Below are 13,976 nucleotides of genomic sequence, written 5' to 3' on the forward strand. Positions count from 1 at the left end.
CATATGTTATCCCTATGTAACAAGGAGGCAGTGACCGATGGATATTGTGATAGTGGCGGCCAAGCGGACCCCCATGGGCGCCTTTCAGGGCGCCTTGAGCAACCAGAGTGCACCGGAGCTGGGGGCCTGCGCCATCGCCGCGGCCCTGGCGGCGGCCGGGCTCGGAGGAGGGCAGGTAGATGAGGTCTACATGGGCAATGTGCTCAGTGCCGGGCTCGGGCAGGCGCCTGCCCGCCAGGCGGCGCTCAAGGCCGGGCTGCCGGACAGCGTGCCCTGTACCACCATCAACAAGGTGTGTGGCTCCGGCATGAAGGCGGTGATGCTGGCGGCCGACAGCCTGCGGCTCGGCGAGGCCGAGGTGGTGGTGGCTGGCGGCATGGAGAGCATGACGCGGGCGCCCTACCTGCTCGACAAGGCCCGCGGCGGTTTCCGCATGGGCCATCAGAGCGTGCTGGATCACATGTTCCTCGACGGGCTGCAGGACGCCTACGAGGGGCACCTGATGGGGCATTATGCGCAGGCGAGTGCCGATCGGGCCGGATTGACCCGGGCCGACATGGATGCCTTCGCCATCGCCTCCCTGGAGCGGGCCCTGGCGGCGCAACGCAGCGGTGCGTTCGAGGCCGAGCTGACCCCGGTGATGGCGCATGATCAACTGCTGCTGGCCGAGGACGAGCAGCCTGCCAAGGCCAGACCCGACAAGATACCCACATTGAAACCCGCCTTCGGCAAGCAAGGCACCATTACTGCGGCCAACGCCAGCTCAATCTCGGACGGTGCGGCGGCGCTGGTGTTGATGCGGGCCGAGACCGCCGCCCGGCTGGGGCTGCCGGTGTTGGCCAGGATAGTGGGCTATCAGAGCCATGCCGCCCTGCCAGCCGAGTTCACCAGCGCTCCCGTCGGGGCCATCGACAAGCTGCTGGCACGCGTCGGCTGGCGGGTGGAGGAGGTGGATCTGTTCGAGGTGAACGAGGCCTTCGCCATGGTCAGCATGCTGGCCATGGCGGGCTGCAACATCCCCCACCACAAGCTGAACGTGAACGGGGGGGCCTGCGCCCTTGGCCATCCCCTCGGCGCCAGCGGTGCCCGCATCCTGGTGACCCTGATCCATGCCCTGCGTCTGCGAGGCTTGCGGCGTGGGGTGGCGAGCCTGTGCATCGGGGGCGGTGAGGCGACCGCCCTGGCCGTCGAGCTGGGCTGAGTTCTTGTTCAATGTCGGCCTGATGTCGCGCCGGCGTTGAGCCAGGGCACGGGCCGACAAGGGCGCCCAATCCCCCTTCTTTATCTTCCCTCTCTGTCGAGTCGACCCTGAGGCCGCACGGGCGGCCTCAGGGTCATTCTCTCTTATCCTGGCGTCGGTTGCCTGCCAAGGCGGCCCGACACGTGCTTCGCCATATCCGAAAGTTGCGCCGAAAAGTCCGTTTCTGAACGGGAAAACAGGCTTATTTGCGTTCATTCAGTCGGCATTAAGGTTGGCAGCCAATTTTGAGACTGGTCTGATTTGTAGCAGCGAAGAGGCTCCCTACTATGCGCCATCTATTCTGCCGCTCTTGTGTTGACACCGATGACTCAGGGCACTGTTGCATCGCGTAGCCCAGATCGCCGTGATGATCATCGCCCGCCATGGGCGCGTAAACGAGAACCTTTGATGACCACCCCATTCAAGCTCAGCATCCTTGCCAGCGCGCTGGCACTGCTCGCCACCAACGCCTCCGCCTCTGGTTTCCAGATCAACGAACACTCCGCCTCCGGCCTCGGCCGCGCCTTCGCGGGTGAGGGAGCCATTGCCGACAACGCGTCCGTGCTGGGCCGCAACCCGGCCGCCATGATGATGTTCGACAGGACCACCGTCTCCATGGCCGCCACCATGGTGGATCCGGATTACAGCGTGGACGGGGCTTTTGTCACCGATCTGCCGGGCAACCGATTCGATTCCAGCACCACGGCCAGCCATGGCAACGCCGGCCCCAATGCCGTGGTGCCTGCCGCCTATATGATCCAGCCCATCAACGAGCAGTGGGCAGTCGGTTTTGCCATGATGACCAACTATGGTCTGGGCACCCGCTTTGACGACAGCTTCGGTGCTGGCAGCAACCCAGCCGCCGGTTTGCTGGCGGGGGAGACCTCGCTGATGAGTGTCAACCTGAACCCCAATGTGGCCTATCGCATCAACGAGCAGTGGAGCCTGGGTGCCGGCGTCAACTACACCATCGCCACCGGTTATGTGGACAGGGTCAATCCCAATGCAAACCCCAATGGTTCCCACAATACCCTGGCCAACTTCGATGGCTCTGGCAACGGCTGGGGCTGGAACGTCGGCGGCCTGTTCGAGATCAACCAGGATAACCGCCTGGCGCTGACCTACCGCTCTCAGATCGACGTGGAGCTGGAGGGAGATTACACCGGGGCTGTTGGCGCTCCCGGTTACAAAGCCGATGCCACGGTCGATGTGCCCATGCCCGCCATCGCCGAGTTCTCCGGCTATCACCGCCTGAACCAGCAATTTGCGCTGCATTACTCGGTGATGTGGACCGACTGGAGTGCCTTTGAAAAGCTGGAGGCAGTCAGCGAGCAGTGCAACCTGCCGGGCGGCGTCTGCCTGAGTAAGAACGAGCAGTTGCAGGATGCGATGCGCTACGCGGTCGGCGCGACCTGGTATGTGAACCCGCAGTGGGAGGCGCGTGTCGGCGTCGCCTATGACGAGTCGGCCGTACAGCGCGAGCACGCTACCATCAGTCTGCCCGATGCCGACAAGTGGTGGTACAGCGCGGGGGCGACCTACCATCTGGATGAGACCAAGAGCATCGACTTCGGCATGACCTATATCAATGGGGAAGCGAGTGAGGTGAAGGAAGGGGTTCACAACAACGAACCGGGGCAGCCGCTCTATTTCGAAGGCAACAACGAAGGCAATGCTTTCCTGGCCTCGGTTCAGTTCAACATGCTGTTCTAAGCCGCTCACGCCTGGCATAAAAAAACGCCCCTCTCGAGGGGCGTTTTCTATGGTGTTTGCCGTGCCGTGTGCGGGGGGAAGGCCTCTGGATGGGCGAACATACGCTACGCCATCATTTGTGAAGGACCTTTTCAATCAAATGCTTGAGTGAGGGCTCATGGTGCATTACCAGCAACTGATCCGGGTGGCTGGTGGTCTGCTGCACCAGCTGTGGCCGGCTGAAGAAGAAGCCTTGAAACAGCGCGACCCCCAGCGCCTTCATCCGCTCAAATTCCACCTTGTTTTCCACCTTCTCGGCGAGATAGGTGAGCGGCAGGTGCCGGTGGCTCTCGATGAAGGCCTCGATACTGGCGAGGGGGGTGGCCCTCAGGTCGAACTTGATGATGTGGACATAGGGCAGGAAGCGATCCCAGGCCACGGAAAGAGTGAAATCATCCAGTGCCATGCGATAACCCAGTTGATTCAACTGTATCACCTTGGCCAGCAGCGCATCGTCCGGCTCGGCATCTTCCAGTATCTCGATGATCACCTTGTCCTGGGGCAGGCATTCGGCCAGTCCGTCGAGCAGCAGGGAGTGAGGGAAGTTGATGAAGCAGGGGTACCCGCCAAGCAGTTGATCGATGTTCTGCTGCAAAAACTGTTCGGCCACCAGCCGGGCGGTGGCCTGTTGCGCCGAGATCAGGGGGAACACATTATCCAGGCTGTCGCGAAAAAGCAGCTCATAGGCATGAGTCTTCAACTCCCGATCCAGGATGGGCTGCCTTGCTACGTAGGAATACATTCATCTCTCCAGCATGAGTGCTGGCTTGATTCTATGGTGAAGCGGATCACTATGCCAGTGCTGACCGGCGCCTAAGGGTCAACAACTGGCATAGCATCTGGCGGGGAACCCGGTGATTTAGAACAGGTAATTGAGCTGCAGGCCGGCCAGCCAGGCGTCCCCTTCCGAAGTGCCCTGGAAGCTGGAGCTGGTCTGCGGCACGCCGGGTTTGAGCTGCATGGTTTCGGTCACATCCACCTTCTTGCCATCGAGCAGGGTGAGCCCGAAGTCCAGCGACAGGTTGCGATCCAACTGGTAGCCGATGCCGGCGCTGTACCAGATCCGGTCCGAATCCGGGATGGAGATGGTGCGGCGCTCGGCGGGGACCGGGCTGCGATCATAGGCAATCCCGGAGCGAAGCTGCCACTGGGGCGCCAGTTGGTAAGTCAGGCCGAGGGCGTAGCGCCAGCTGTCTTCCCAGTGTTCGTCCTTGATGTGCATGGTGCCATAGTGATCGAGCTCGGACTCGAGCTGGACGAATTTGCTCCAGTTGGTCCAGTTGATGCTCGAATGCAGCGCCAGGGCCGGCGTCAGCTGATGGAAGACGGCGAGCTCAGCGGTGGCGGGCAGCGGCAGATCCAGACTGCCGGTGTCGGTGAAGGTGCGTCCCTGCAGATCGGTGCCGATGGCATCCCCGGACAGGGTCAGGGTCACGTCGTGGCGATAGGAGAGGCCGATGCGCGTCGCCTGTGATAGCTCAAGCAAGGTACCCAGATTCCATCCCAGTGCCCAGCCATCCCCCTGGAGGTGCTTGGCAATCTTGTTGTTGGAGGGGAAGGTGCCGCCCACTTCTCCCTCGCCCTGAATGGCGGACAGGCCGACCCCGACACTCCACATCTCGTTGATGCGATAGGCCAGAGAGACGCCGAGATCCATGGTCTTGATGTCGGAGACATTGCCGAAGTGACCGGCGTTGTAGTTGTCAGGCATCTGGACGCCGAGACCATAGTAGGAGGTCGCCGCCAGCCCCAGCCACCATTGATCGCTCAGCGGCACGATGAGATAGGCATTGGGCACCCAGGCATCCCCCGCGATGTCGTGGGCGCTCGCATCCAGGCTCACCGGGCCCATGGCGGTCGGTACCCGGGTCACGCCCTCGATGTTGACGTCAGGATGGATGTGGATGACACCGCCGGAGAAGGCCGTGCGTTCGAATCGGGTCATGGCCGCGACGTTGCGCGACAGCACGCTGGCGTTGTCGGCGATGGCCGCTTCCCCGGCGAAGGCGCGCCCCATGCCGGTCGCCGATTGCTCCGCCAGCTGAAAACCGGCCGCTTGGGTCTGGCTCGACAACAGCAGCAGGGCGATGAGGGAGGGCTTCATGTTCGAATGCATTGCTTTTCCTTGGGATGAACTTGGTGTTCATTCTGTTATTTGGTTGGAGGCGGGATTTTATATGGTATGACCAGCAAGGCAACGGGGGCGGGGCGGCTTGAGCCAAAACGGGATTAAATGCTGGAGGAACTGGTGCTAATAGGCTGATAAAAAACGAAAAGCGTACAGTTGTTTGCTACAGCTGTGCGCTGAAATGCCGATCTGGTATAAAAAAAGAGCGCCCTCGGGCGCTCTTTTTGGTAACGGCTAAATCAGAATTTCATGTTGAACTGGGCAGAGGCCAGGAAGGCATTGCCGTGGGAGGTACCCTTCCAGCGGACCGGATCGGTGTGACTGGTCAGGCCTTCGTTCACGTCCACTTCCTTGCCATCCAGGTAGGCCATGCCGAAATCGACGCTCATGTCCTGATCGATGTGGTAGGTAGCGCCGGCGCTGTACCAGACACGGTCGGAATCCGGGATGCTCAGGCTGCGATACTCCGGCTCGACCGGGCTATTGTCATAGGCGAAGCCGATGCGGGCTTCCCATGCCGGGTTGATATACCAGGTGCCGCCCAGGGCGTAACGCATGGAGTCCTTGAACTTCTCGTCTTTTTGCAGACAGACACCGCCAGCACAGGAGTTGCTGGTGGCTTTGAGCTCCTGGAAGGCGCTCCAGTCGGTCCAGTTGACGGAGTAGTGCACCGCGAATTGCTGGTTCAGACGGTGGTAACCGGCAAACTCGGCCTGAGCCGGCAGATCCAGTTTCAGGTTGCCATCGACCGTCTTGTAGCCGGAGGTCAGGCCCTTGAAGTCGCCGTCAAAGCTCAAGTCCACCTGGGAGCGATAGGTCAGCGCCAGGCGGTTGCTGTCATTGATCTCGTACAGGGTGCCGACGTTCCAGCCAAAGCCCCAGGTATCGCCCTTCAGGTGCGCGATGGCGGTGTCGCTGTTGTGCACTATGCCGGTCTTGGCGGTCAGACCCGGTGCCAGGGCACCGGCATAGCGGTTCAGCTCGGCCTGGGCATAGACGGCGTTGATACCGGCACCGATGCTGAAGTTGGAGTTGATGCGATAGGCGATGTTGGGGTTAATGTTGAAGGTCAACAGCTCGGTATCACCGGCACCGGCGCCAGCCGGGAAGGTTTTGGAGTATTCGGTGGCCAGACCGTAGTTGGAGAACAGCCCCAGGCCCCAGGCCCACTGATCGTTCAGCGGCTGGATGAAATAGGTCGCCGGTACGAAGGCATCCGGTGCAATGTCGCTCTCGCTGGAGGAGGCCAGCTTGGTGGGACCGGCATAGATATCGCCCGCGACATTGACATCAGGCTTGATATAGGTACCGGAAACAGACAGTGCCATCTTGTCGAAGGTGGTCATGGCGGCCGGGTTGCGGGACAGCACGGACGCGTTGTCCGCGATGGCCGCTTCCCCTGCATAGGCGCGACCCAGACCGGAGGCCGAGTGCTCGTTCAGCTGGAAGGCGGCAGCAAAGGTCTGGGTACTGGCCAGGGTCACGGCCGCGGCGATCAGGCTTTTCTTGAAAAAGGCAGTTGTCATAGTGTTCTCTCTTGTAAGCAGATTTTCTGTCGATATCACGGCTCTTTGGCCGCTATACACGACAAGATCTGTTGTTATGTAAGCTTCTTCCCATTCACTTCTGGCGTGATTCTATGGATCTGGTAGGAGGTAAGAAATCAGACCAGTGACAGCAGAATACATAAAAGTTTCCATTGTGTTAATCATTTGTTTTAACTTGCCGTTTTAATAACCGAATTCATCCATTATTGGGTGATTAACAGGCAATGGGTGCCATCTGTATCAGTAAAATAAATTGCGTGCTCTGGCGCGGAAAAGTGGGCAATAAGCGGGGAATGTCGCGCTATTTGAAATGAACAGGCAGACAACGAGCGTGTCTGCCTGTGATGTCGAGGGGGTAAAAACCCAGTCAGCCCGGGTTAAGATCTGTTAAATGGACCAGTGCAGATGGGACTCCAATTGCCGGGCAACAGGGGCAAGTGGCTCCTGCATATCACCGATCAGCACCATGTTGGCGCCCTTGAGTGGCAAGATCTCCCCCTTGAGTTGGCCATCCGCAAAATCAGGCTGGATCCTGAGGGGCACATGCTTGGGCACCAGGAACAGGGAGACGGGCCCCATCTTGCCCTGCAGCACCATGTGCAGGGCCGGTCCCTGATAGAAGGCGCAGTGGTTGACATAGGTCACCTTCATGCCCGGCATATCCATCAGAGTGGCCCCGTATTTCTCCATCTTGGCATTGATGGTCTGCAGGCTGACCCGCTCATCGACCCCCTTGATGAAGGGCTCCTCCCCATAGACATGGGCCATGGCGACCTGGGCCAGGGACGGCTCGTCCGGTGTCGTCACCGGCCAGCTGAGCCAGCGGGTACTGATGCCGAGCAGGAAGGCGACCGAGGCCGCCATGGCGAGGGGACGCCAGTTGGTACGCACGGGGGGCGGCAGCAGCGGCACCACGACCTCATCATCATCGGGTTCCACCGCTTGCCTGAGCAGGATGCGCTCGGCCAGGCCCGCTGGCACCTCGACCTCCAAGGTGCGATGCAACTGACGATCCAGCTGTTTCATCTCGTCCAGATAGCTGCGATTGGCGGGGGATGCCTGCGCCGCCTCGAGGAACGCAGGGTCTGCATCCGTTGGATGGGCGATGGCCCTGCGGCGAAACTCAAGCTCATCCATTTGTGTGTCCTCTTCGTTGTGCCGCTGACTCCATGGCCTCTTTGATCTGGTTGCGGGCCCGAAACAGCCGGGTCATGACGGTGTTCTTGTTCAGCCCCAACTGCTCGGCGATCTCCTCGCCGCTGAATCCCCCCAGCACCTGCAACAGCAGGGGCTCCTGGTACTCGGCGGGCAGCCGGGCGATATGGCGTCTTAGCCATTCATGCTCCATCTCCTGCTCGTTGTGCAGGGCCCCCTGATCGCTCAGGGGATGCTCATCGAGACTGATGAGATCGAACTGCCTGCGCTCGAAGCGGCGGGCATTCTCCCGTCTGAGGATGGTGATGAGCCAGGCCTTGGCGGCCTTGTCGTCCAGCAGGGAGTCGATGGCCTTCCAGGCGCGCAGGAAGGTCTCCTGCACCAGATCTTCGGCCACCTGCGGATCCCGGCACAGCCAGTAGGCGTAACGGTAGATGTCTGCGTGCAGGGCCTGCACCAGCGCTTCGTATTTGGTCTGTTTGTCTGCCATATCCCCATAGACCGGCGTGGCCCCGGGATCCTTTCCCGTTCCCGAGCCTTTTTTTCTGAAAAAACCTAACGCCATGATTGGGCTTCCTTTTTATTCGGGGTCGCTGGCCGTGGGCTCAATGGCGTAGCCACGCCAGCATGCTGAGACCAGAGGCTACTGCAACAGTATCGAAGGCGCACAGCGCCTTGGCGAGCCGTCGCCAGTCAACCTCGGCATTGGCGGGTGAAGACGAGTCGAAACAGACCCTATCCAGATTGTCGAGCAAGGCTCCGATGGCGGGGTCGCCATGGCAGGGCAGGCTGGCGAGGTGCTGATGAGCGCCAGTCCAGCGTAGATCGGCCCAGGCCAGCAAGGCCCATCTGGCCGAGTCTGGCTCCCCGGCCGCCAGGGCCAGTTGCAGGCGATAGAAGGCCAGCCAGCGGGGCCCGCCTCGCCACAGGGTGCGCAGCAGCAAGGCCACCAGTACCCAGTTAAGGCTCTCTCCCGCAGGCGCCGGCGCCTGTTCGGATGAGGGGATCGCTGCTTCAAATATCAGCGTCTGCGCCGGCAGGCGGGCATGTTCGATGCGCCCGTTTCGGGTATTGAACCAGGGCAGATCCACGGCGGGCAAGGGATAGCGGCCAGGCGCCTCGGCGCTCAACGCCTGGCGCCACTGACGCTCAAAACGCAGCGCCCCCTTGGCCACGAAACGCTCCTCCTGTTGCTCCCCATCCGGTCTTGCCAGCAGGCCAGCAGGCAACCTGGATTGCGGCAATCTGGGCAGGCGGTTGCCGTCTCCCCCCTCCATGACCAGGGTCAGGGTACGGATCACCGGCTCCCCAACCCTGGCCCCCGTGGCGGGACTGAACTGCTGGCGCAGGATGAGCCTGCTCGCCACCGGCTCCACCGGTGCCTTGTCCACCTTGATGAACTGGGTGGCGGCCCTGGCGGAGAGCGCCTCGCTCTGACCGCCCTCCTGGGGCAGTCTTCCCTGAAAACGGGGGGATTCTAGCGGATGGAACCCGGGCTCCTTGGCCTGCAGCAGCCATCTGCGGGTCAGTCGTCCCGGCATGCCGGGGCTGGCGGGGGACTCCCACCTGTCGTCGCCGAGGCGGCGGATGGTGAAGCCGTTGCCGGCCGGCTCGCTGAGGTTGGGGGCCTCCAGGTTGGCGGGCAGCCAGAGGCTCAGCTGATAGAGGAAGGGTTGCCCCGGATAGAGCGGCCCCTGATGCAGCACACTGGCCTGCAATTCGATGGGGGAGAGGGGGGCCGCCCCATTGGCCGCTCCAGCGGACGCCTGTGGCTCATTGCGTTCGGGCAGCGGCAGCGACGGTGTCCATTGGGTGCCGAGGGCGAGGGTGGGCACCTGTCTGGCGTCACTGGCCACCCGATGCAGCGGGATCTGCCAGCGGGTCAGGCTGCGCACCTCTGTGGTGACGCGGCTCAATGTCACCCGACCCACCGCGAACTGGCGCAGCAGGGGGGTGAGACTGAGCTCATCGCCGCGCAGTTGCCCGTCGGCCTCGATGATGAGCAGCCAGTCGCCGTCGCTCGCCCCCGGTAATAGCTCGGCCCGTGGTGGCGCGGCCAGTGCCTGGCCCGCCAACGAGAGGCAAAGCAGCAGGAGCAGCCAGTGGCCCAGGCCGCCGATGCGCAGACGCAAGGCGGGGATCACCTGGGTTCCTCCGGCTTGATGAATGAGGAGTCAGCTGTGTTGGCCAAGGCGCGGCGCTGGGCCTCCTTGCGCAGGCGCTGCTCGAGCAGCAGCACGGGGGGAGCCGGGGGCTGCGGGCGCTCCGGTGCGGCAGAGGGCGGCTCTGTGGCCGAAGGCTTGGGGGCCTCACTGGGCTTGGGCTCCTGCGAGGCGCTTGGCGGCGGCGGTGTGCGCAGCAGGGCCAGATTGAAGAGGGCATCCTGGTTGTCTGGTTCGAGGGCAAGGGCGGTGAGGTAGGCCTGCTCGGCGGCGCCTGGCTGTCCGAGCCGTACCAGCGCATTGCCCCTGTTGTAGTGGGCGGTGGCACTGTTGACGCGGGCATAGGCCAAGGTAGCTTGGGCGTAGTCGCCGGCCCTGTACCAGGCATTGCCCTGCCAGACGGGGTCCTGGAAGGCGCGGGCGGCAGCGAGATAGTGCCCCTGCCGGTAGTCCTGCCGGGCCTGTTGCTCCTGCAGCAAAGGCTCGGAAAGGGGCGCGCTTGCCTGCAGTGGCGGCGAGTTGAGAATGCCCATTCCTAGGCCGAGCAAGAGCAGCCAGTGCGCCCCGATGCGGGCCAGCAGCGCCAGCGGCAGCAGGGGGAGCAGCAGCCAGGGGCCGAGATCCTGGGCTTGATCTGTGGTCAGCGTCTGGCTGGTGGGCAGGGGGGCAAATCGTGGGATCCCGGCCTGCAGCCACTGCAGACGCCCTCCCAGATCGGTCGCGAGTTGCGCCATGGCCGCCCCATCGGGCGCTGGCAGCCTGCGTCCAAGGGTGCTGCCGAGCCCCTGGTTGGCGGCGGGTGAGGGGGGAAGTTCGGTAGCCTTGCCCCCATTGGCCAGCAGGATATCGAGACGAGGCCTGGTCGACCCCTGACAGAACAGCGTGCCCTGGCAAGGCCACAGGTCGGCAATGCGCTCGATTTGAGCCGCCGAGAGTCCGTCGGTGACGAGCAGCAGTCGTGCGGGCTGGCCTGCGGGGATCTGTGCAAGGGCCAGCGCGACGGCGCGCTCGGGGGCGCTGCCTCTGCGGGAGGTCAGCTGCGGCATGATGGCCGGGCGCAAATCTGGCAGCAGCAAGGAGATGGCCTGATGATCCTGGCTGGGGGGCATGGCGAGATAGGCATCGTCGGCGAACAGGATGAGGGCGATGGGGTGTCGCTCCTGGCTCGAGCCCGTGCTTGAGGCGGCGTCGTCCAGCATGTCCTGCAGCAGTAGCCGTACCCGGGTCGCCCGATCCGGCGGCAGATCGCCGGCCCGCATGGAGTCGGAGAGATCCAGCAGCCAGATGTCGAGGGCGGGGCTCTCGATGGGCTGGCTCTGCTGGCGCAGGGCCGGGCCGCTCAAGGCCAAGATCAACGGCAGGCAGGCGAGCCAGAGCCAGGGGAGGGGGCGGCCCTGACCCGGCAGCAGATAGGCCTGCATGGCGGGGGCGAGCAGGGCGGGTTGGCGACGACGGCGCCATCCCTGCCACAGCCAGGGCAGCAGGGCCAGCAGCCAGAGCGGGCGCAGCAGCGTCAGCTCCATGATGGGCATTCCCGGCAACTCACCCATGGGGCGGCTCCTCTGGTGGGCTGGCGCGTCGCCATCTGGGCCAACCTGACGCCAGGGCGCTCAGCCGGGGCGGCCAGCTCAGCAGCAGCCAGGCCAGCGCGAGTGGCCAGGGATAGAGCTCCTGATTGGGACGATAGCGGGTCTGCGGGCGGGCAACTGGCTCCAGACTATCGAGGGCCTGGTTGATGGCCATCAGATCGGCCTGGCTGCGGGCGCGAAAATAACGGCCCTGCCCGATCGCTGCCAGCTGTTGCAGCAAGGGTTCATCCAGTTCGGCGCTGGGATCGGCGCCCCCCAGCGGCTGGGCAAAGGTGCCGGGATCGGCGCCGACTCCCAGGGTGTAGAGCCGGATCCCCGTGGCGGCGGCCAGTTTGGCCTCGCGCAAGGGATCCGCATTGCCCGCGGTGTTGCGGCCATCGGTGACCAGCAGCAGGGCGGTAGGACGGGCCGGATCGGCATGCTGGCGCGCCAGCAGTATGGCTTCGCCGAGGGCCGTGGTGCGCCCCACCAGATCAAAATCGAGCTCATCGCTCAGGGTCAGCAGCGCCCTGGTCTCCTGGGTCAGGGGGGAGAGCAGGTAGGCGTGATCGGCGAAGACGATCAGGGCGATGCGATCGCCGGGTCGGGCGCTTATCAAGGCCTTGAGTTGCTGGCGCACGGCGCCGAGCCGGTCCCGCTGCTCCCCCTCGTCCAGCATGTCCTGGGTGCGCATGCTGTCGGAGAGATCCACCGCCAGGATGAGATCCCGGCTGGTCTGGTAATGAATGAGGGGCTCCACCTGCCATTGGGGGCGGCACAGGGCCAGCACCAGGGCGCACCAGCACAGGGTCATGCGCCAGAGCGGCTGGCCGGCCTGGGGGAGCAGCAGGGGGAAGCCGCCGTGGACTAGCCGGGAGTGGCCGTGCCGGTTGCCTGAGAGAGGGGGCAGACCGAAGCGCACCAGCAGCGGCAGCACCAGGGCGAGGGCAAACCAGGGCCAGGCGAGGATCATGAGGCACCTCTGCGGCCCGGGCCGGAGGCTCGTCGCACCTGACCCCGCGGCAGTATCCGTGGCGAGCTGACGCAGCGACGTCCCCAGCGAAGGTAGGCGCGGCGCAGCAAGGCCCGCTGCCGGGCATCAGGCTGTTGCTGATCATAGAGCCAGTCGGACCAATGCTCTGCCAGATCCGCAAAGTGACTGCCCCCTTTTTTATCGAGCCAACTGAGCCAGTCCTCCCCTTGCAGGGTGCGCGCCTCTGGCCAGCGGGCCAGCGCCGCCTGGCGCAGCGTGGCTTGCAGCCTGGGCACCAGATCTTCGCCTTGCCAGTCTATCTGACGCACCCAGCGCCGCTGGCGCCACAGGGTTAGCGCCAGGGTGATGATCAGAAAAAGGATAAGCATCATGATCAGTAGCCAGCCCCAGGCCAACAGGCGAGGATCGGCAACACTCGCGAGCTCAGGCCCTGGGTGGATGTCGCGCAACTGGGCCTGGATCTCGTGCAATCGCCCCTGATCCAGCGGCGCCTGATCCGTTGCGAGGGTCGCGCCAGGGGGGGCGCTCAGAGCAGACGGCATCCACCCTCCTGCCATTGGCGTTGCAGGCTCTGGCCGTTGTCGAGCCGATAGAGGCGTTGCACCAGCGGCAACAGTTGCTGCTGGCTGCGCTCGGCCTGCTGGTCGGCCGCTTGCCGGTAGCGTTGGCGAAAGGCGGGCAGCCCTGCGTCGAGCCAGCCGCTGAGCTTGCCCGATTGCACCGCCAGTCGCCCTTGTGTGGGCAGGCTCGCCTCCAGAGGATCGCGAATTTGCCAGTAGTGAATGTCGTGGCGGCGACCGAGCAGTTGCAACTGCTGGGCGAGGGCCTCGTCACAAGGATTGTGATCGCCGATGAGGGTCAACCTGGCGCCCTGGGGCAGTCTCAGGTGTGCCAGCGTCTGGGCCAGGGATGAGGGCAGTGGCGAGCGTGCCAACCCGGCTTCGTACTGCTGGCAGAGGGTCTGCAGCAAGGGCACCAGGGAGCCGCGCTGGGGCGCTATCTTGGGGGCCATCCCATGGCAGATCAGAGTATTGGCCTGCTTTTCCCCCTGCCAGAGCAGGGCGGCGGCCAGCTCGCAGCCGAGACGGGCCTTGAGCTGAGGCCCGGAGCCAAAATACATGGGGGGGGAGAGATCGAGCAGCAGCCAGTGGGCCTGCTCCTGCTCCTCGCCGTAGAGCCGGGTGTAGGGGCGACCGAGCCGGGCGGTGACCCGCCAGTCGATGTGACGCACCTCATCCCCGGCCTGGTAGGCCCGCAGTTCGCGAAAGCTCAAGCCCGGCATCCGGCCGATCCGTCCCTGCCTTGCCTGATGCACCCGCGCCCTGAGTCCCTGCCTCGCCCAGAGCCGGATGGCCAGCAGCCGGGTCAGCGGCAAGGCGATGTCGGGATGAGCGCGAGGATCCTCATGTTGCGTCAGAGGCAAGGGAGGG

11 protein-coding genes and 1 pseudogene are annotated in these 13,976 nt (G+C 63.8%); 2 read left to right on the forward strand and 10 right to left on the reverse strand.

Annotated elements, in window-relative coordinates; genetic code table 11:
• Positions 1 to 37: 37 nt before the first annotated feature.
• Both MM194_RS02040 and MM194_RS02045 read left to right on the forward strand, forming a co-directional pair.
• Positions 38 to 1,201 (forward strand): acetyl-CoA C-acyltransferase, encoded by a 1,164-nt coding sequence (locus MM194_RS02040; protein WP_241342484.1) that lies wholly within the window; start codon positions 38 to 40, stop codon positions 1,199 to 1,201.
• Between the two features lie 447 nt (positions 1,202 to 1,648).
• Positions 1,649 to 2,953: an outer membrane protein transport protein gene (locus MM194_RS02045; protein WP_241342485.1), complete on the forward strand. Its 1,305-nt coding sequence runs from the start codon at positions 1,649 to 1,651 to the stop codon at positions 2,951 to 2,953.
• Positions 2,954 to 3,116: 163 nt separating this feature from the next.
• Here MM194_RS02045 and MM194_RS02050 read toward each other — a convergent pair.
• The 10 genes and pseudogenes from MM194_RS02050 to MM194_RS02095 form a co-directional block, all read right to left on the reverse strand.
• Positions 3,117 to 3,734, reverse strand: a pseudogene (locus tag MM194_RS02050) (EAL domain-containing protein); the annotation flags it as partial.
• 117 nt (positions 3,735 to 3,851) lie between these two features.
• Positions 3,852 to 5,108 carry an outer membrane protein transport protein gene (locus MM194_RS02055; protein WP_033132020.1) on the reverse strand — a complete coding sequence of 419 codons (1,257 nt, stop codon included), beginning with the start codon at positions 5,106 to 5,108 and terminating at the stop codon, positions 3,852 to 3,854.
• Between the two features lie 251 nt (positions 5,109 to 5,359).
• A complete protein-coding gene (locus MM194_RS02060) occupies positions 5,360 to 6,646 on the reverse strand; it encodes an outer membrane protein transport protein (RefSeq protein ID WP_033132021.1) in 1,287 nt (428 codons plus the stop codon).
• Between the two features lie 408 nt (positions 6,647 to 7,054).
• Positions 7,055 to 7,804, reverse strand: a complete 750-nt coding sequence (locus tag MM194_RS02065; protein WP_241342486.1) for a DUF3379 domain-containing protein — start codon at positions 7,802 to 7,804, stop codon at positions 7,055 to 7,057.
• Positions 7,797 to 8,387 (reverse strand): sigma-70 family RNA polymerase sigma factor, encoded by a 591-nt coding sequence (locus tag MM194_RS02070; protein ID WP_081966241.1) that lies wholly within the window; start codon positions 8,385 to 8,387, stop codon positions 7,797 to 7,799. The genes MM194_RS02065 and MM194_RS02070 overlap by 8 nt, the downstream gene beginning before the upstream one ends.
• Positions 8,388 to 8,427: 40 nt before the next feature.
• The gene (locus MM194_RS02075; RefSeq protein WP_241342539.1) at positions 8,428 to 9,933 is read right to left on the reverse strand and encodes a hypothetical protein; all 1,506 of its coding nucleotides are present in this window, start codon (positions 9,931 to 9,933) and stop codon (positions 8,428 to 8,430) included.
• A gap of 29 nt (positions 9,934 to 9,962) precedes the next feature.
• Complete coding sequence (locus MM194_RS02080) at positions 9,963 to 11,507, reverse strand: VWA domain-containing protein (RefSeq protein WP_241342540.1); 1,545 nt, start codon at positions 11,505 to 11,507, stop codon at positions 9,963 to 9,965.
• Positions 11,508 to 11,526: 19 nt separating this feature from the next.
• Positions 11,527 to 12,525: a VWA domain-containing protein gene (locus tag MM194_RS02085; RefSeq protein WP_241342487.1), complete on the reverse strand. Its 999-nt coding sequence runs from the start codon at positions 12,523 to 12,525 to the stop codon at positions 11,527 to 11,529.
• The gene (locus MM194_RS02090; RefSeq protein WP_241342488.1) at positions 12,522 to 13,088 is read right to left on the reverse strand and encodes a DUF4381 family protein; all 567 of its coding nucleotides are present in this window, start codon (positions 13,086 to 13,088) and stop codon (positions 12,522 to 12,524) included. Before MM194_RS02090 ends, MM194_RS02085 begins: the two co-directional genes overlap by 4 nt.
• Positions 13,073 to 13,963, reverse strand: coding sequence for a DUF58 domain-containing protein (locus tag MM194_RS02095; RefSeq protein ID WP_241342541.1), 891 nt, complete (start codon positions 13,961 to 13,963; stop codon positions 13,073 to 13,075). The genes MM194_RS02090 and MM194_RS02095 overlap by 16 nt, the downstream gene beginning before the upstream one ends.
• Positions 13,964 to 13,976: the final 13 nt, after the last annotated feature.

The organism is Aeromonas sp. MR16 (assembly GCF_022549315.1).
Lineage (GTDB): Bacteria > Pseudomonadota > Gammaproteobacteria > Enterobacterales > Aeromonadaceae > Aeromonas > Aeromonas aquatica.

Excerpts from the sequence above, each read along its gene's own strand:
- MM194_RS02060 (WP_033132021.1), bottom strand. The coding sequence starts at position 6,646 with ATGACAACTGCCTTTTTCAAGAAAAGCCTGATCGCCGCGGCCGTGACC.
- MM194_RS02090 (WP_241342488.1), bottom strand. The coding sequence starts at position 13,088 with ATGCCGTCTGCTCTGAGCGCCCCCCCTGGCGCGACCCTCGCAACGGAT.
- MM194_RS02045 (WP_241342485.1), top strand. The coding sequence starts at position 1,649 with ATGACCACCCCATTCAAGCTCAGCATCCTTGCCAGCGCGCTGGCACTG.
- MM194_RS02085 (WP_241342487.1), bottom strand. The coding sequence starts at position 12,525 with ATGATCCTCGCCTGGCCCTGGTTTGCCCTCGCCCTGGTGCTGCCGCTG.
- MM194_RS02065 (WP_241342486.1), bottom strand. The coding sequence starts at position 7,804 with ATGGATGAGCTTGAGTTTCGCCGCAGGGCCATCGCCCATCCAACGGAT.
- MM194_RS02055 (WP_033132020.1), bottom strand. The coding sequence starts at position 5,108 with ATGCATTCGAACATGAAGCCCTCCCTCATCGCCCTGCTGCTGTTGTCG.
- MM194_RS02080 (WP_241342540.1), bottom strand. The coding sequence starts at position 11,507 with ATGGAGCTGACGCTGCTGCGCCCGCTCTGGCTGCTGGCCCTGCTGCCC.
- MM194_RS02040 (WP_241342484.1), top strand. The coding sequence starts at position 38 with ATGGATATTGTGATAGTGGCGGCCAAGCGGACCCCCATGGGCGCCTTT.
- MM194_RS02070 (WP_081966241.1), bottom strand. The coding sequence starts at position 8,387 with ATGGCGTTAGGTTTTTTCAGAAAAAAAGGCTCGGGAACGGGAAAGGAT.